Source organism: Metapseudomonas boanensis (genome assembly GCF_042232855.1).
GTDB lineage: Bacteria > Pseudomonadota > Gammaproteobacteria > Pseudomonadales > Pseudomonadaceae > Metapseudomonas > Metapseudomonas boanensis.
This window is the reverse complement of the sequence record NZ_CP113889.1, coordinates 1,308,455-1,325,259: the sequence shown is the minus strand read 5'-3', so window position 1 is coordinate 1,325,259 and position 16,805 is coordinate 1,308,455. Positions and strand designations below refer to the sequence as shown.

15 protein-coding genes and 2 pseudogenes are annotated in these 16,805 nt (G+C 63.9%); 9 read left to right on the top strand and 8 right to left on the bottom strand.

Annotation, left to right across the window (positions count from 1 at the left end):
• Nucleotides 1–90: 90 nt before the first annotated feature.
• Nucleotides 91–693 carry a nitroreductase family protein gene (locus tag OXH74_RS06090; protein WP_375740486.1) on the top strand — a complete coding sequence of 201 codons (603 nt, stop codon included), beginning with the start codon at nt 91–93 and terminating at the stop codon, nt 691–693.
• 166 nt (nt 694–859) lie between these two features.
• On the opposite strand, the pseudogene OXH74_RS06085 reads toward OXH74_RS06090, so the two are convergent.
• A pseudogene (locus OXH74_RS06085) lies at nt 860–1,397 on the bottom strand (LysR substrate-binding domain-containing protein); the annotation flags it as partial.
• A gap of 166 nt (nt 1,398–1,563) precedes the next feature.
• Here OXH74_RS06085 and OXH74_RS06080 point away from each other — a divergent pair.
• The 5 genes and pseudogenes from OXH74_RS06080 to sstT form a co-directional block, all read left to right on the top strand.
• Nucleotides 1,564–2,025 (top strand): annotated as a pseudogene (locus OXH74_RS06080) (3-hydroxyacyl-CoA dehydrogenase family protein); the annotation flags it as partial.
• A gap of 41 nt (nt 2,026–2,066) precedes the next feature.
• Complete coding sequence (locus OXH74_RS06075) at nt 2,067–2,918, top strand: acyl-CoA dehydrogenase C-terminal domain-containing protein (RefSeq protein ID WP_375740485.1); 852 nt, start codon at nt 2,067–2,069, stop codon at nt 2,916–2,918.
• A 33-nt stretch (nt 2,919–2,951) separates the two neighbouring features.
• Nucleotides 2,952–4,115 carry an iron-containing alcohol dehydrogenase gene (locus OXH74_RS06070; protein ID WP_375740484.1) on the top strand — a complete coding sequence of 388 codons (1,164 nt, stop codon included), beginning with the start codon at nt 2,952–2,954 and terminating at the stop codon, nt 4,113–4,115.
• 22 nt (nt 4,116–4,137) lie between these two features.
• On the top strand, nt 4,138–4,575 hold the full coding sequence (locus tag OXH74_RS06065; protein ID WP_375740483.1) for an acyl-CoA thioesterase: 438 nt from the start codon (nt 4,138–4,140) through the stop codon (nt 4,573–4,575).
• Between the two features lie 319 nt (nt 4,576–4,894).
• Entirely contained in the window at nt 4,895–6,142 is a 1,248-nt protein-coding gene (sstT, locus tag OXH74_RS06060; protein WP_375740482.1) for a serine/threonine transporter SstT, read from the top strand.
• 58 nt (nt 6,143–6,200) lie between these two features.
• Here sstT and OXH74_RS06055 read toward each other — a convergent pair whose 3' ends face one another.
• From OXH74_RS06055 to OXH74_RS06035, 5 genes are all read right to left on the bottom strand, one after another.
• Entirely contained in the window at nt 6,201–6,587 is a 387-nt protein-coding gene (locus OXH74_RS06055; protein ID WP_375740481.1) for a hypothetical protein, read from the bottom strand.
• A gap of 170 nt (nt 6,588–6,757) precedes the next feature.
• Entirely contained in the window at nt 6,758–7,249 is a 492-nt protein-coding gene (locus OXH74_RS06050; protein WP_375740480.1) for a hypothetical protein, read from the bottom strand.
• Nucleotides 7,250–7,717: 468 nt separating this feature from the next.
• The gene (locus tag OXH74_RS06045; RefSeq protein ID WP_375740479.1) at nt 7,718–10,039 is read right to left on the bottom strand and encodes an FdhF/YdeP family oxidoreductase; all 2,322 of its coding nucleotides are present in this window, start codon (nt 10,037–10,039) and stop codon (nt 7,718–7,720) included.
• Nucleotides 10,036–10,881 (bottom strand): formate dehydrogenase accessory sulfurtransferase FdhD, encoded by an 846-nt coding sequence (gene fdhD / locus OXH74_RS06040; protein WP_375740478.1) that lies wholly within the window; start codon nt 10,879–10,881, stop codon nt 10,036–10,038. The genes OXH74_RS06045 and fdhD overlap by 4 nt, the downstream gene beginning before the upstream one ends.
• Before the next feature lie 207 nt (nt 10,882–11,088).
• Nucleotides 11,089–11,991: a LysR family transcriptional regulator gene (locus OXH74_RS06035; protein WP_375740477.1), complete on the bottom strand. Its 903-nt coding sequence runs from the start codon at nt 11,989–11,991 to the stop codon at nt 11,089–11,091.
• Between the two features lie 136 nt (nt 11,992–12,127).
• Between OXH74_RS06035 and lysM the strand changes: the two genes are divergently transcribed.
• Nucleotides 12,128–12,568: a peptidoglycan-binding protein LysM gene (gene lysM / locus OXH74_RS06030; protein WP_375740476.1), complete on the top strand. Its 441-nt coding sequence runs from the start codon at nt 12,128–12,130 to the stop codon at nt 12,566–12,568.
• Nucleotides 12,569–12,603: 35 nt separating this feature from the next.
• On the opposite strand, the gene yrfG is transcribed toward lysM, so the two are convergent.
• Nucleotides 12,604–13,266 carry a GMP/IMP nucleotidase gene (yrfG, locus tag OXH74_RS06025; protein ID WP_375740475.1) on the bottom strand — a complete coding sequence of 221 codons (663 nt, stop codon included), beginning with the start codon at nt 13,264–13,266 and terminating at the stop codon, nt 12,604–12,606.
• Nucleotides 13,267–13,397: 131 nt separating this feature from the next.
• Here yrfG and nudE point away from each other — a divergent pair, with 131 nt between their 5' ends.
• Together nudE and cysQ are read left to right on the top strand one after the other, a co-directional pair.
• Nucleotides 13,398–13,964 (top strand): ADP compounds hydrolase NudE, encoded by a 567-nt coding sequence (gene nudE, locus OXH74_RS06020; RefSeq protein WP_215371653.1) that lies wholly within the window; start codon nt 13,398–13,400, stop codon nt 13,962–13,964.
• A complete protein-coding gene (cysQ, locus tag OXH74_RS06015; protein ID WP_375740474.1) occupies nt 13,961–14,782 on the top strand; it encodes a 3'(2'),5'-bisphosphate nucleotidase CysQ in 822 nt (273 codons plus the stop codon). Before nudE ends, cysQ begins: the two co-directional genes overlap by 4 nt.
• 96 nt (nt 14,783–14,878) lie before the next feature.
• Here the strand turns inward: cysQ and OXH74_RS06010 are convergent, their stop codons facing one another.
• On the bottom strand, nt 14,879–16,786 hold the full coding sequence (locus tag OXH74_RS06010; RefSeq protein ID WP_375740473.1) for a beta-ketoacyl synthase: 1,908 nt from the start codon (nt 16,784–16,786) through the stop codon (nt 14,879–14,881).
• Nucleotides 16,787–16,805 lie beyond the last annotated feature (19 nt).

Here is a 16,805-nt window from a genome sequence, read left to right as displayed (position 1 = left end):
CGATTCCATCGTTAATCAGTGTTGGTACAGGGGATTGCGCCTGCTTAGGATGGCGCCACTTTTTCACCTCGCTTTTTCCAGGAGCTTTGCATGCATATCGATGACGCTATCCGCAGCCGCCGCGCAATCAAGGGCTATGACACCAATCACAGCCTCAGCCGCGAGGAGAAGGACGAACTGCTGCAGTTGGCGCTGCTCGCACCCACCGCCTTCAACCTGCAGCACGTGCGCTTGGTGGAGGTCAGTGATCCAGCGCTGCGCCAGCGCATTCGCGACGTGGCCTGGGACCAGGCCCAGGTGACCGAGGCTTCCATGCTGGTGGTGGTCTGCGCCCGCCTGGACGCCTGGGAGAAGGACGCCGCCCGTGTCTGGGCCGACGCGCCGCAACCGGTGCAGGACTCCATGGCTGGCGCCATCGACACCTACTACCGCGACAAGCCCCGTGTGCAGCGCGACGAAGTGATGCGCAGTTGCGGCCTGGTGGCCCAGACCCTGATGCTCGCAGCCCGCGGCAAGGGCCTGGATAGCTGCCCCATGGACGGCTTCGACTTCGACGCCGTGGCTGACCTGATCCGTCTCCCGGAAAACCACACCATCGGCCTGATGGTCGCCGTCGGCAAGCAGGCCATTGAGGCCAAGCCGCGCATCGGCAAGCTGGCCTTCGACGAAGCGGTGATCCGCAACCAGTTCTGACGTGGATTGCCCCGCAAAAGGGGGGACTTTAGTCCGCCAGCGAGCTTGAAGCGTTGCAGGATGGGTATGGCTGTGCTCAATGGAGCTTCGCCTGACCCATCCTGGGTGCTGCACCAACCGACCAAGTGAAACGACGCCACTGCTGCCCCGTGCAGCGGTGGCGTTTTCACATCCGGCCTATGGCTAATACCTTCTCGATCAGCCACTGCAGGGCCTCATCGCGTTCGCTGGGCGACGCTGACCAGGTCCAGGTGGAAGGGGCCGAGGGCGAAGGGCAGGGGATGCACCTGCAGCGGCAATAACCGTGCGAAGTAATGCGCCAGTTGAGTCGGCAGCACCACGGCCAAGTCGGTGCTGGCAACGATATGCGCGGCCTGCAGGTAGTTGGGGGGGGTGTAGACGATCTCGCGCGCCAGGCCTTGTTCGCCTAGCCACTGATCGACCATGCCTTTGGTCTGGCCACCGTGCACCCACAGGTGGCGTAGCCTGAGAAACGCCGCGAGGTCCGGCGCCTGTTGCACGGCGGGATGGTCCTGGCGGGCCACCAGGCGAAGGGTTTCGCTCATCCAGCGTCGACTGACGAAGCGTGTGGGAATGCTTTCGAAACGTCCCAGAGCCAGGTCCAGTTCGCCCGTATCGAGGGATGCGGCGGGCAGGCTTTGTGATGAGGCGGCTGCGATCGCGGTGGAGCGATGTAGGAGCGAGCTTGCTCGCGAAGCCTCGCACCGGATTCGCCAGCAAGCTGGCTCCTACGTGGGGCGGACCCGAAGAACAACAAGAGGAGGATTCAGTGACCCCAAGCGCATTCATCATCCAGAGCACTGCCGTAATCGGCGCCGGCACCATGGGTCGCGGCATCGTCACGAGCCTGGCCAGCGCATCGGCAAGGTCGGCGTGGTGGCGGCTAACTGCAAAGGCTTCATTGGTAACCGCATGCTCCATACCTATGTGCGCGAGGCGCGGATGCTGCTGGAGGGTGGCTTCCCGCACCAAGTGGACGCCGCCCTGCAAGGCTTCGCCATCGGGCCGTTTCGCATGTACGACGTGGTCGGCATCGACCTGGAGTGGCGTGCACGCGAATTGTCCGGCGTCGGGCAGGATGATCCGGCCGTGCAGGTGGATAACCGCCTCTGCGGCCTGGAACGATTTGGCCAGAAGGCGCGCAGGGGCTACTACTGCTACACCGAGGGGAGCTGGCAGGCGGAGCATGACCCGGAGGTTGATGCGCTGGTTCAGCCGGTGTCTGAGGAGCTCGGCTTCATCCGGCGCGGGATCGGTCAGGAAGAGATCCTTGAGCGCTGCCTGCTGGCCCTGATCCGTCGCCTGGCCGAGTCCGGCGGCCACTTCTCCATTTTTCAACAAGAGGCCTGACCATGAGTTACGTGTCTCCCCTGCGCGACATGCGCTTCGTGCTGCATGAGCTGTTCGATGTTGCCGGACACTGCGAACTACTTGGCAACGGCCTCGATCGCGCATTGGTCGACGGTGTCCTGGAGGAGGGCGCGCGCTATGCCGCCGAGGTGGTGGCGCCGCTGAATCGTAACAGCGACGAAGAAGGCGTGATCCTTGAGCAGGGCCGCGTGACCACGCCCACGGGCTTCCGCAAGGCTTACCGGCAGTATTGCGAGAGCGGCTGGGCAAGTATGACCGGACCGATCGAGCACGGTGGTCAGGGCCTTCCGCAGATGGTCGCGTGCAACTTCCACGAGATGCTGATGCGCGACAGCCGCATCACCCAACTTTACGAGGGGACTAACGGCATTCAGGCGCTGGATCTGATCCGCCGCAAGCTGATGGGCGACGATGGTGCAGAGCTGGCGACCCTGCAGGACGAGCTGGCCGCGATTGCCGATGGCCAATGCGACCGCGAGGAGCTGGCCGAGCTGGCCGGTGCCGTGCTGGCACGCCTGCAGGAGTGGCGCACCCTCAGCGCGACCGTGCTGGATCGCGTTCGCGAGAACCCGGAAGAGATCGGTGCCTGTTCGGTGGACTTCCTCCAGTACTCGGCCTATGTGTTGCTAGCGGGGTTGTGGTTGAAGGCGGCTGCCTGTGCCCAATCGGCGCTGGAGGCCGGAAGCGGTGATGCGGACTTCTACCAGGCCAAGCTGCATAGTGTGCGCTTCTACGTGCGTCGCGTGCTGCCGCGCGCCAGCAGCCACCGCGAGGCCCTGCTGGGCGGTGTTGAGTGCCTGATGGCGCTGCCCGAGGCGCACTTCGCCTTCTGACGAGATCAACCCGAACAAGAAAAGGAGCGCCCCATGCAGCCCTTCAGCTTCGCCACCACCGCCCAGTTGCTTTGTGAGTCCGGCTCGGCCCTGCGTCTGGCCGACTTGAGTCGCGAGCGCAGCGGCTCGCGGGTGTTGATCGTCACTGACCCCGGCATCACTCATCTCGGCATGCTTGACGACATCCTCCCGGGCTTCGTTGCGGCCAATGTCTCGGTGGCGGTATTCGACCAAGTCCAGGCTGATCCGCCCGAGGCGGTGGTCATGCACGCCGTGGAACTGGCCAGGGCGCTGGGTGCTGAGTTGGTGGTGGGGTTCGGTGGCGGCAGTTCGATGGACGTTGCCAAGCTGGTGGCCGTGCTGGCCCATCCGGACTGTAGCCAGGCCCTGGCGGACCTCTACGGCGTCGGTAATGCGAAGGGTAAACGCCTGCCGTTGATCCAGGTGCCCACCACCGCGGGCACGGGCTCGGAGGTGACGCCGATCGCCATCGTCACCACAAGCGGAACCACCAAGCTCGGTGTCGTCTCGCCCCTGCTGCTGCCAGACCTGGCAGTACTTGATGCCGACCTTACCCTCGGCCTGCCGCCTGCGGTCACGGCGGCCACCGGCATCGATGCGATGGTCCATGCCATCGAGGCCTACACCAGCAAGCTGAAGAAAAATCCGCTATCGGACCTGCTGGCCCGCGAGGCGTTGCGCTTGCTGGCGGCCAATCTGGACGAGGCGGTACGCAACGGCGGCAACCGGGCGGCACGCCAGGCCATGTTGTTGGGCGCCTGCCTGGCTGGCCAGGCTTTCGCCAACGCCCCAGTGGCGGCCGTGCATGCGCTGGCTTATCCGCTGGGCGGGCGCTTCCACATTCCGCATGAGCTGTCGAATGCGCTGGTGCTGCCCCACGTGCTGGGCTTCAACGCCGAGGTGGCTGCACCACTCTATGCCGAGCTGGCACCGCTGGTGCTGGGCCGCCGGCTTCGTCCCGGCAATGCAGCCTGCCTCGCTGAGCAGCTGATCGTCGAGCTGGCCGAGTTCAGCGAGCGCAGCGGCCTGCCGACGCGCCTGCGGGATGCTGGCGTGCCGGAACACAGCCTGGCGCAACTGGCTCACGAGGCCATGCAGCAGCAACGGCTGTTGGTGAATAATCCCCGCGAGGTCAGCGAGCACCAGGCGCTGTCGATCTACCAGGCGGCCTATTAACGGGCTACGAGAAGGAACAGAGATGACTCAACCCCAGCACCTGCGCGCCGATTATCGATATTTCCAGCCCATTACCACCCGCTGGCACGACAACGACCTCTACGGCCATGTGAACAACGTGGTCTACTACGGCTTCTTCGACAGCGCCGTGAATACCTACCTGATCGAGCGCGGCGGCCTGGACATCCATGAGGGCGGGGTAGTGGGCTTCGTGGTCAGTTCATCCTGCGACTACTTCTCTTCCATCGCCTTCCCCGACCGCATCGAGGTCGGCCTGCGGGTGGGCAAGCTGGGCAACAGCTCGGTGCAGTACGAACTGGCGATCTTCAAGCAGGGAGAGGGCGAGGCATGCGCCGCCGGACGCTTCGTCCACGTCTTCGTGGACCGTGACAGCAACCGGCCGGTGGCGATCCCCGAGCCATTGCGGGCGGCGTTGACGGAGTTGCTGGTTACTGGCTGAGACAAGGTTCTGCTTGTTTCCTACAGTTGCCCTTTTTGCTCCCGTCGCTCTTGTGGATAAGTTTCACCAGTTCGACCCGAAACGGCCGAAATGGCGACATCCGTGGGACCGATAGTCCTCTCGCTCTACCCTTCCTTGGCGCAAGCCCGCACAATGCGCGCCAAACCTGAAACGCCCCCAAGACTGCAGGGTGATCCACCCTGCGGCGCGGGTTTCTCTTTTCGTTTGATCTACGGCAGCGAGCGAGAGGCGCTATCAGGATTCAATGACCCCATTTGGTCGCCTCCATGACGCGACCCCTTGTTCAGCGGTATCTGCCATGACCCATGAAAAAGGCTCCATCCTGCAACGCCTGAAATGCACCAGCCTGGTGACTCGGATCATCATTGGCCTCGTGGCTGGCATCTTGCTGGCGCTGTTCTCGCCGGAGGCGGCCAGGTCCGTCAGCCTTCTCGGCAACCTCTTTGTCTCAGCCCTGAAGGCTGTGGCGCCGGTGCTGGTGTTCATCCTCGTGACCTCGGCTATCGCCAACCACAAACAGGGCGAGCGCACCCATATCCGGCCGATCCTGATGCTTTACCTGATCGGCACTTTCTCTGCGGCGGTGGTCTCTGTGCTGGCCAGCAGTTTGTTCCCCTCCACCTTGGCGCTGGATACCGCCGCCACTGGCGTCGCACCACCAGCGGGCATTTCCGAGGTCCTGCTGACGCTGCTCTCCAGCGTAGTAGCCAACCCGGTCAAGGCCCTGATGGAAGCTAACTTCATCGGCATCCTGGCTTGGGCCATTGGCCTGGGCATCGCCATTCGCCATGGCAGCGAGACTACTCGCAACGTCTTCAGCGACCTGTCTCATGGCGTTTCACTGATCGTCAAAGTGGTGATCAGCTTTGCGCCCCTCGGTATCTTCGGCCTGGTGGCCAGCACCCTGGCCGAGAGCGGCCTCGATGCATTGCTCGGTTATCTGCACCTGCTGGTCGTGCTGATCGGCTGCATGCTGTTCGTTGCCTTCGTGGTGAACCCGTTGATCGTATTCTGGAAGATTCGCCGCAACCCTTATCCGCTGGTGCTGACCTGTCTGCGCGAAAGCGGTATCACGGCGTTCTTCACCCGTAGTTCGGCGGCCAACATCCCAGTCAACCTGCAGCTGTGCGAAAAGCTTGGCCTGCATGAAGACACCTATTCAGTGTCCATCCCGCTGGGTGCGACCATCAACATGGCCGGTGCCGCCATCACCATCACAGTGCTGACCCTGGCGGCGGTGAAGACCCTCGGTATTGCGGTCGACATCCCCACCGCCATCTTGTTGAGCATCGTGGCCTCCATCTGTGCCTGCGGCGCTTCCGGCGTGGCCGGTGGTTCGTTGCTGTTGATCCCGCTGGCTTGCAGCCTGTTCGGCATCCCCAGCGAGGTGGCCATGCAGGTCGTGGCCGTGGGCTTCATCATCGGCGTCCTGCAAGATGCCGCCGAAACAGCGCTGAACTCCTCGACTGATGTCCTGTTCACCGCGGCGGCCTGCGAAGCCAATGGCGATACGCTGGCCCAGCACCAGGCCAGTCAGATCGGCTGAGAACTGCGCTGCAATGAAAAAGCCCGGCTAATGCCGGGCTTTTTTGTGTGCGCATCGATCAGTCGTGACGATGCTTGCGGTGGCTGCCGCCCTTGCTCAGTTCGGTGGCGATAGCGCCGCCCGCTGCCCCGCCAAGGCCCGCACCGATGGCGGAGCCGGTGGAGCCGCCGAGGGAGCGGCCGACCACCGAGCCACCTGCAGCGCCCAGGCCACCACCAATCGCTGCTTCGGTTTTGCGACCGCTCCTCGCGGTCATGGCACCGCCAGCGGCGCCGCCGAGGCCTGCACCGATGGCTGCGCCGGTGCCACCGCCGATGGCGTTGCCGACGACGTTGCCCAGGGCACCGCCGAGACCACCACCGATAGCATTGTTGGTGGTCTCGCCGGCCACGACGACTTGGGTTGCCAGCAGGCTGAGGGCGAGGGCGGTTACTGCTTTGCGCATCTTGCTAAGTCTCCATTTTGAAGGGGAAGTCCATGGTCCCTCGGCGTTTCCGGGGCATCCATGACGCAGGTCGGATTATGGAATCGGCAGGGGGCCGGCCGTCGCTCGACTAGGCCTCAGCCTGCAGAAAAAGCCCGCTGGATGCGGGCTTTTTCGGTCGGTCGCGTTGATCAATCGTCCCAGTGGCGATGCTTGTGCTTGTGCTTGCGATGGCCCCAGGCATGGCCTCGGCCCGGATGGTCGCGGTAGGCACGGCGGTAGTGGCGATGACCATCGTCGTCCCAGTCGTCATCGTCATAGCGATTCCTGTCGCCGTATTCATTGCCCAGTGCACCACCGGCGCCGCCACCGAGGGCCGCGCCGATCAGGCCGCCCGTGGTGCCGCCCATGGAGCGGCCGACGACTTGGCCGCCGGCCGCGCCCAGGCCGCCGCCAATGGCGGCTTCAGTACGGTTGCGGCGCGGGGCGGCTACTGCACCGCCTGCGGCACCACCTACGCCGGCGCCGATGGCTGCGCCGGTGCTGCCGCCTACGGCATTACCGACCACAGAACCCAGGACCCCGCCTAGCGCGCCGCCAACACCGGCTTCGGTATTGCCGCCTGCGAAGACGCTGCCGCTGGCAAGGCCAAGAGACAGAAGAAGGATCGAGGTGTACTTCATGGTGAGGGTCGCCTCATTGGTTTTGGTGAGGCGATATTTACTGTGGGAATTAACTTACGCAAGTGGAGGCCGACGAAAAACACCAATTTTTTATATATTTTTAAGTGGGTTGTATTGCGGCAGAACTTTTTCTGCCTAGCGCGGTCATAGGTCGTTAACCTCCCGTTTTCCTTGTGCTTTCAGGCTTCCTGGTGCTGGCAAAGTGCCTTGAAAAGTGTGTGGCGTGTTTGCACTTTATATACACATTGAGTTGGCGTTTCAATTTGTTTCATTTGAGTAAAGTGTTGTTCTGAACTTATTTGATTAGTTCGATCTAATCCCCTCCTTCGATGGCTCAGAAGATATAGGGGGATTCCGAAAGAGAATTCATTTATCAAGCAGGCCGTGGCGCTTTCGGATGGACACCCAGGACTGCCGGCCACCCCTTGGCGAATGAATGCAGGGGAAGTTTCTCTGACGGTCGTCCCGTCAGAGAATGCGGCCTGTATCCCTTGCCGGCTCCAGGCGGATGGCGACGAATTTGGAAGTCGGCGTGAAGCTGCCCTCACCAAAACTGTCCAGCGGTACCAGCGGGTTCGTCTCCGGGTAATAGGCAGCCGCCTGGCCCGGTGGAATGTCGTACGCCAGCAAGGTGAAGCCTGACACCCGGCGCTCCACGCCATCGGCCCACAACGACACCATGTCCACCTTCTGCCCCGGCTCATAACCCAGGCGACCGATGTCTTCGGCGTTGGCGAAGACGACCTCGCGCTGCCCTCGAACGCCGCGGTAGCGGTCATCCAGGCTGTAGATGGTGGTGTTGTACTGATCGTGGGAGCGCAGCGTCTGCAGGATCAGGTCTGGCTGTTCGCCGGTCTCGCGGACCTTCTCATGCAGCAGGGTTTCGGGCAGCGGATGGGGCGCGAAGTTGGCGCGCCCGCTGGCGGTGCTCCAGCGCCGATCACCGGCCGAGTTTCCCAGGTGGAAACCGCCCGGGTGCTGCACACGGCGATTGAACTCGTGGAAGCCCGGAATGGTATCGGCGATCAGCTCGCGAATTCGGTCGTAGTGGACGATCAGCGCATCCCAGTCCACTGGGTGGTTGCCCAGGGTGGCCTTGGCGATGCCCGCGATGATGGCAGGCTCCGAGCGCATTTCGGTGGAAAGCGGTTCGAGTTGGCCATAGGACGCATGGATCATGCTAAAGGAGTCTTCCACCGTCACCGCTTGCGGGCCTTCCGCCTGGCGGTCGATATCGGTGCGGCCCAGGCACGGCAGAATCAGCGCGTCGGTCCCGGTGGTCAGGTGACTGCGGTTGAGCTTGGTGCTGATCTGCACGGTCAGCGCGCAGTGCTGCAGCGCGGCGTGGGTGCGTGGGCTGTCCGGGGTGGCCTGGGCGAAGTTGCCGCCAAGGCCGATGAAGACCTTGGAGCGGCCTTCGAGCATTGCGTTGATGGCTTCCACGGTGTTGTGGCCATGCTCACGCGGCACCCTGAACTTGAAGCGCTGCTCCAGCGCATCCAGCAGGGCGGCTGGGGGCCGGTCGTTGATGCCCATGGTGCGGTCGCCCTGCACATTGCTATGGCCACGGACCGGACACAGCCCCGCGCCCGGGCGACCGACATTGCCGCGCAGCAGTTGCAGATTGACGATTTCCTGGATGGTCGGCACCGAGTGGTGATGCTGGGTCAAGCCCATGGCCCAGCAGATGATCACGCGGTTTGCGTCGCGGTAGAGGCGCGCGGCGTATTCGATCTCGTCCAGACGCAGCCCGGATTGCTGCTCGATCTGCGCCCAGGGTGTGGCGTCCACTTGCGCCAGGTAGGCGTCGACGCCCTCCGTGTGCTCGGCGATGAAGGCGTGGTCGAACACCGCCGCCTCACCCTTGGACTGGGCCTCGCGCTCCCATTGCAGCAGGAACTTGGCCATGCCGCGCAGGGCCGCCATGTCGCCACCCAGGGCTGGGCGGAAAAAGGCGGTATTGAGCGGTCTTGAACCGTTGCTGAGCATTTCGAACGCGTGCTGCGGGTGCTGGAAACGTTCCAGCCCCCGCTCCTTGAGCGGGTTGAAGCAGACGACCTGGGCACCGCGCTTCACGGCCTCACGCAGTGGCTCCAGCATCCGTGGATGGTTGGTGCCGGGGTTCTGGCCGAAGACGAAGATGGCATCGGCATGCTCGAAGTCGGCGAAGGTGACGCTGCCCTTGCCGACGCCCACGCTTTGGCCCAGGGCGACGCCGCTGGCCTCGTGGCACATATTCGAGCAGTCCGGGAAGTTGTTGGTGCCGAACGCGCGGACGAAGAGCTGATAGAGGAAGGCAGCCTCGTTGCTGGCGCGACCGGAGGTGTAGAACTCGGCTTGGTTGGGGGTCTCCAGGTTGTGCAGGTGGCGTGCGATCAGGGCGAAAGCTTCGTCCCAGCTGACCGGCACATAGTGGTCAGTCTGGCCGTCGTAACGCATCGGCTGGGTCAGGCGGCCCTGGTATTCGAGCCAGTAATCGCTTTGCCGGCGCAGCTCGCTGACGCTGTAGCGGGCGAAGAAAGTTGCACCGACACCGCGCTTGGTGGCTTCCCAATTGACCGCCTTGGCGCCGTTTTCGCAGAACTTGATCCGGCCGTCTTCGGGGGAGTCGCCCCAGGCGCAGCCGGGGCAGTCGAAACCGCCGTTCTGGTTGGTCTTGAGCAGGGCGCGGAGGTTCTTGAACGGTTGTTTGCTGTCCAGCCAGAAGCGGGTCACGCTGCGCAGCGCGCCCCATCCGGCCGCTGCACCCGTGTAAGGCTTGTAGCGGGGTCGTGCGGGTTGAAGGCTCATTCGATCGTGGCTTGTGGTGGCGGCGCAGGGCTGTAGACCCGGGGTGCGCTGTGGTGGGGCAGGTGGATGAGGTTTAGGTGATGCTGGCGGGCCCACTGCACGGTGAGGGTGGTGGGCGCCGAGAGGCTGACCAGGGTGGCCAGGCCGGCGCGCACCGCTTTGTGGATAAGTTCCAGGCTGCAGCGGCTGGTGACCACGGCAAAGCCTTCACGAGGCTCGATGCCTTCGCGCAGCAGGGCGCCGATCAGCTTGTCCAGGGCGTTGTGCCGGCCGATGTCTTCCCGGCAAAGGCGGAGTTCGCCCGCCGCATCGACGAAGAGCGCGGCATGCAGGGCACCGCTGTGGCGAGCCAGGTTCTGCGCGGCGGCAATGCGGGGACGCAGTTCGTGCAGGTGCTCGGCCGGAGGCAGTGGCGCCGGAACCAGAGATTGCAGGTTGGGCAGTGCCTGCTCCAGGGCTTCTACTCCGCACAGGCCGCAGCCCGTGGTGCCTGCCAGTTGGCGGCGCTGCTCCTTGAGCGACCAAAAGGCGCGGTTGCTGATCTGCACATCGGCCCGCAGTGCCGTCCCTTCACCGTGGATCTGGATGTCATAGATCTCGTCGATGGACTGGATGATGCCGCTGCTCAGGCTGAAGCCGGCGATGAAGTCTTCGAGTGCGCTGGGGGAAACCATCATCACGGCATGACTGATGCCGTTATAGGCGATGGCCAGGGCGCACTCCTCCGCCAACACCGCATCCTTGACGCAGGCTGGCTGGTCCAGTTCGGCATAGGCATAGCCCACTGGCGGAGAGGGGGTGGAAACGGCGGAAAGATGGCGTTTGGCGCCTGGGCGTGGCATGGCGGGTGCCCCTGCGACGAATTGACCTAGCCATCCTAGGCCTGTCTGGCATGGGCGTCTAATCGTTGGTTCCGATGTGGTGATCGATAGCGTCTATCGTTCGTGGAGAAACCTGTCATGACCACGCAGTAGGAGCGGGGGGCCGCCGAGTTCTTGCTCGCGAACTGGGAGGGGGGGGCTCGGGGCGGTTCGCCAGCAAGCTGGCTCCTACAGCGGCTGGGTACGGGGCCGATCCAATAGCGCCTTCGCCTCCCCAAAACACGCATCCGCCAGCGCCGAGCGTGGCGCCCCACGGCGCAGGATCAGGCCCAACGGCGCCAGGGTGCGAGCGTCCGCAATGGGCGTCAGGGCCAGGTGTTCGGTGAAGTCGTCGAGGCCACTGTCGAGCGGCATGATGGCGCAGCACAGGCCGGCACTGACGGCTTGCAGCAGTTGATGGACGGCGTCGGTCTCCAGCCTTGGCTGGGGCGACAGGCCACGGCTGCGAAAGCCGTGATCGATGGACTGGCGGAAGTGCATGCCGCCCGATAGCAGGCCCAGCGGCAGGTCGACCAGGCTTTCCCAGGCCAATGGTGCATCGTCGAAGGTGAAATGCCGCCGGTCGTACAGCAGGCCCATGCGCGTTTGCGCCAGTTCCAGGCTCTCGAAATGCTCGCGGTCGAGGCGGTCGAGGTAGGACAGGCCAAGGTCCAGCTGGTTGCGCGCCAGGCCCTCGAGCACCTGCTCGGAGCTGAGGGAGAACAGCTGGAAGCGCAGGCTCGGGTGCTGCTTTGCAAAGGCGTTCACCAGGCGCATTGGGTCGAAGCCGGCCAGCGGCACTACGCCCAGGCGCAAGGTGCCGACCAACTGGCCGCGGCAGGCGGCGGCTTCGGCGTAGAGACCATCGTGGGCAGCGAGTAGGGTGCGAGCCCAGGCCAGTACACGCTGGCCCGCATCGGTGAAGCCTTCGAAGCGTTGGCCCCGGATCACCAGCTCCAGACCCAGCTCTTCCTCCAGGCTGCGCAGTCGCATCGACAGCGTCGGCTGGGTGACGTGGCAGCGCGCGGCGGCCTGGCCGAAGTGGCGGGTTTCCTCCAGTGCGATGAGGAACTTCAGTTGCTTGATGTCCATGCCGCCTCCTTGGGTGCCTGAGCATTCTAGCCATCACCGTTGGGCAGGTCCTCCAGAGAGTCTGGAACGGCCGTCTAGACTTGCACCTCCCGGGCGCACCTGCGCCTGTTTCCCCTGAGGAACGAGAGGAGCCGTCATGAGCATCTTCACCTTTGTCAAAGAAGCAGGAGTCAAGTTGTGGGAATCACTGGTCGGGCAGGAAGTGCAAGCCGCCGATTCGCTGAAGGAGCATGTGGCCAAGGTGGGTCTGGGCAACCCGGCGATCCAGGTATCGGTAGAAGGCGAAAAGGTGGTGGTACGCGGGGAAGTCGCCACTCAGGAAGAGAAGGAGAAGATTCTTCTGGCGCTGGGCAACGTTGAAGGCGTCGGTGAGGTCGAGGACCACATCACCGTCAATGCACCGGCTACCGTTCCTGCGCGCTTCGTGACGGTGAAAAAGGGCGATACCTTGAGCGCCATCGCCAAGGCTGAGTACGGCAACGCCAACGCCTATATGAAGATCTTCGAGGCCAACAAGCCGATGCTCGCGCATCCCGACAAGATCTACCCAGGGCAAGTGCTGCGCATTCCCGAATAGGGCCGAGGCTGCGCAGCACGGGCGGGGCAGTCTCGCTACAGCCCCTCGACCAGCGTGTGGTAGCTGTCCACCGCAGCGAACTCCTCGGTGTTTTTCGGCCCCTTGCGGCTGTCCGGTTCGCGCACGGCCAGCAGGTGGCCAATGCCGTACTGCCGGGCGCTGCGCAGGATCGGCAGGCTGTCGTCGATGAATAGGCTGCGCGCCGGGACGAAGCCGAAGTCTTGCTGCAGGGCGTCCCAGAACTGCTGGTCCTCCTTGGGGAAGCCATAGTCGTGGGAGCTGATCAGCCGGTCGAACCAAGGCGCGAGTTGCACCCGCTCCATCTTCAGTGACAGCGAATCGCGATGGGCGTTGGTAATCAGCGCCACGCGCTTGCCGGCGCGGCGCAGGGCAGCAAGGAAGAGATCAGAGCCCGGGCGCAGGGCGATCAGATGAGCCACTTCGCGCTTGAGGTCGCGGATCGGCAGGGCAAGCTCTCGGCTCCAGAAGTCCGTGCAGTACCAGTTGAGCTGGCCGGCGTTGTCGCGGAACAGCGGCAGCAACTCGGCGTCGGCTAGTTCGCGGCTGATGCCGTGGTGCTCGGCGTAGCGCTGCGGCAAGTATTCCATCCAGAAGTGGTTGTCGAAGTGCAGGTCAAGCAGAGTGCCGTCCATGTCGAGCAGCACGGTGTCGATTTCAGTCCAGGGCAGTTGGGGCATAGGAGATAAAGGGCCGCTGAGTGGGGGCTGTCGCAATTGCAGGGTTGGCCGTCGCCACCAGGCAATCTCTGGCGGGGACAATGGCCAAAGGCGGGGTATGATAACCCGCCGGTCATGCCAAGGAGTTCGTTATGCGTCAGAAGCCCACGGTGCTCGCCCGCGAAATCGTCGCCAGCAGCCGCCTGTTCCGCGTCGAGGAGCTGCAGTTGCGCTTCGCCAATGGCGTCGAGCGTACCTACGAACGTCTGGTGGGGCAGGGCACCGGCTATGGCGCCGTGATGGTGGTGGCCCTGGCGGATGCCGAGCATGTATTGCTGGTGGAGGAGTACTGTGCCGGCACCGATGACTACCAGCTCTCGTTGCCCAAGGGGCTGATCGAGCCCGGTGAGGACGTGCTGGAGGCTGCCAATCGCGAGCTCAAGGAAGAAGCCGGATTCGGTGCGCGCCAACTGGAGCACCTGACCGAGCTGTCGCTGTCGCCAGGCTACATGAGCCAGAGGATCCAAGTGGTGTTGGCCCGCGACCTCTATGAGGAAAGCTTGCCGGGCGATGAGCCCGAACCGTTGCGGGTCGATCGCATTAGTCTGCGCGAGCTGTCTAGCCTCGCCCAGCACCAGCAGTTCAGCGAAGGCCGTGCCCTGGCGGCGCTCTATCTGACCCGCGATATCCTCAGCCAGCGCGGAGAGTTCAAACCATGAACCACCCACTCCTACCTGCCGTCATCGATCTGGTACGCCAGGCCGGTGAAGCCATCCTGCCTTATTGGCGCAGCGAGCTGACCGTGACCGAAAAGGTCGATGCCTCGCCTGTGACCGCAGCTGACCTGGCCGCGCACCTGATACTGGATACCGGCTTGCGGGCACTTGACCCCGGTATCCCGGTGCTCTCCGAGGAGGCGGCGGACATTCCGCTGGCCGAGCGCAAGGGCTGGCATCGCTGGTGGCTGGTGGACCCGCTGGATGGCACCAAGGAGTTCATTGCCGGTACTGACGAGTTCACTGTGAACGTAGCGCTGATCGAGCAGGGACGCGTGGTGTTCGGCGTGGTCGGCATGCCGGTAGGCGGGCGCTGCTATTACGGCGGTGCTGGCCTGGGCGCCTGGCGCGTCGAGCCGGCGGAGCAGGCGCATGAAATCAGCGTTCGCATTGCGCCGGACGAGGCCTTTACGGTGGTTGCCAGTCGTCGCCATTCCAGCCCCGCGCAGGAGCGTTTGCTGAATGGGTTGGGCGAACTGTTTGGTGATCTGGCGCTGGCGAACATCGGCAGCTCGTTGAAATTCTGCCTGCTGGCCGAAGGCACCGCCGACTGTTACCCGCGTCTGGCACCGACCTCACAGTGGGATACTGCCGCCGCACAGGGGGTGCTCGAAGGGGCGGGGGGCGAGGTGCTTGATCTGGCCGGCACCGCGTTGACCTATGAGGCCCGTGAGGATTTCCTCAACCCGTCCTTCCTTGCCCTGCCGGTCGCTGCCGAATGGCGCACGGAGTTGATCCAGCTTGCACGGGCGCTGGATTGATTCCGCAGTTCGATCGCCTGTGGGTGCGAATGAATTCGCACCCACACCATTCCTTCAGCCTGTCGCCTCTCCCTGCGGGAGATGGAAGACCGAGGCTCAATCGAGCATGTCGGCGAAACGCTCGTCCTTCTTGAACATCAGCGGCTTAGCGAAACCAGGTATCTGGATGCCGTCGCTGCTGAGCTCGATGCACTGCTCATCGATCAGGTCGTTACCGAAGTTGTAGATGATGTCGAACTGACCTTGCAGGGCGCGGCGGTCGTATTCCTGGGCGTTGGCGCGGGTTTCCTCGCGCTTGGCGCAATAGGCGGCGAAGGTGGCCTCGCCGTAGCGCTTGCGCAACATGCTTTCGACTAGGCGCGGGGAGATCAGCACGCCGGTCGCGTTGTTGCCGCCGAAGCCCTTGGAGTTGACGAAGCAGACGTCCAGTTGGCGCTCGCCCAGCACCTGGTCGCGGGTGAAGAGGGCGAGGTGATCACGGTGCACATCGTCGGCTACCCGGTCGATGGTCTTGATGCCCGGCAGGATGCCGTACTTGAAGGTACCGAGGGCGGAGATCACCTGGTCGCCGCTGGCGGTGGCCAGCGAGTGACCGACGAAGGCCTTCGCGGCGGCAACCGGCCACTCCTCGATGCCGAAAGCAGCGGCAACGCGGTCCAGCAGTTCGGATTCGGTCACGCGGTTGGCCGGGGTGCTGGAGCCGTGGGCGTGGACGAAGCTGCGCTGGCGCACGCCATCCGCGCCGATCAGTTGGGTGGCGCTGGCCACGGCCTTGGCCAGGGTCAGGTAGTTGCCTGGGCCGGGAGCGGAAATGGATTTCTTGAAGCCGTCGGCGTTGATGAACACATCGGTCACCGCGCCGTGAACATCAGCGCCCAACTCGATGGCCAGGGCATCGTCCATCAGCACCACATACTGGCTGGATTCGGCCAGGGTGAAACCACAGTTCTCGCCGAACGGACGGCTGGCACGGCGGAAGTCCACCTCCTCACGGCCACCAACCTGGCGCAGGCCTTCCTCGGTGGCCAGGGCGCCCATGGCGCCATAGCCTTCGATGCACTCCTGGGTTATTGGCGCTTCGGCGTTCCCCACCAAGGCGACGCGAGCACGGCCTGAGGTGATGAGCTCGATGCCCTTCTGCAGGTTGTAGAGAAAGGTGGCGCAGGCGCCGGTGACGCTGCCGGTTGTGCCCACGCTGCCCAGCACGTAGGCATTGATGAAGTCGGCGGGCATGGTGTTCAGGCCCAGCGGCAGCTGCTTGGCGGTAACTCGCCCGCCCTTGAGGCGGGACTGCATCAGGCCACCGAAGCCGTTTTCGTCGAGCTGGCTCATGATGCTGCCCGAGAACACGGCAATCTCGTCCGGTTGCACATGGTTGACGATGGTTTGCCAGGGCAGGCCGATGGAGCGGATGGCATCGGTGGCAGCTACGACGGACATCTGCAGCCCGCGCGGATGGAAGCGCGAGTTGTAGAGCTCGCCCGGCTCGAAGCCGGTCGGCAGTTGGCCGGCGGACTTCACCGGCAGCTCGCGGTAGCTGTCGACCCTGAAGTCGCAGCGCTCGTGAATGGATACTTTGACCTCGCCATTCTCCAGCGGCTCCACCGACCAGTTGGCCGGGAGCGGCTCGGGCAGCTGCTTGCGCTGGGTGGTGAAGGAAAGGGCCTGGCCGTCGATGGCGGAGGCGGTGACGTTTTTCTGCCAATAGGCGGCGTCGACGTCCAGGTGTTGCTTCTCGACGCGGCGCACCAGGGTGGAGTCGAGGATTTGTGCCGCGTAGCGGGCCTCGATATCGGCCGGCGACAGAGTCCGGCCCTCGGCGCAGCGGTACTGGCCATCGACCACGCTGACCAGTTTCATCATCACTGCCAGGCCGGCCAGGGTTTCCTGGCGTGCCTGCGGTTCCAGGGTCTCGATCACGGTGCGGCGGAAACCGTGGTGGAACGAACTACGCCCTGCTGCGTTGTAGCCACCAAAACCCACAATGACTGGTAGTCGGGACATCACTCAGGAACTCCTCAAA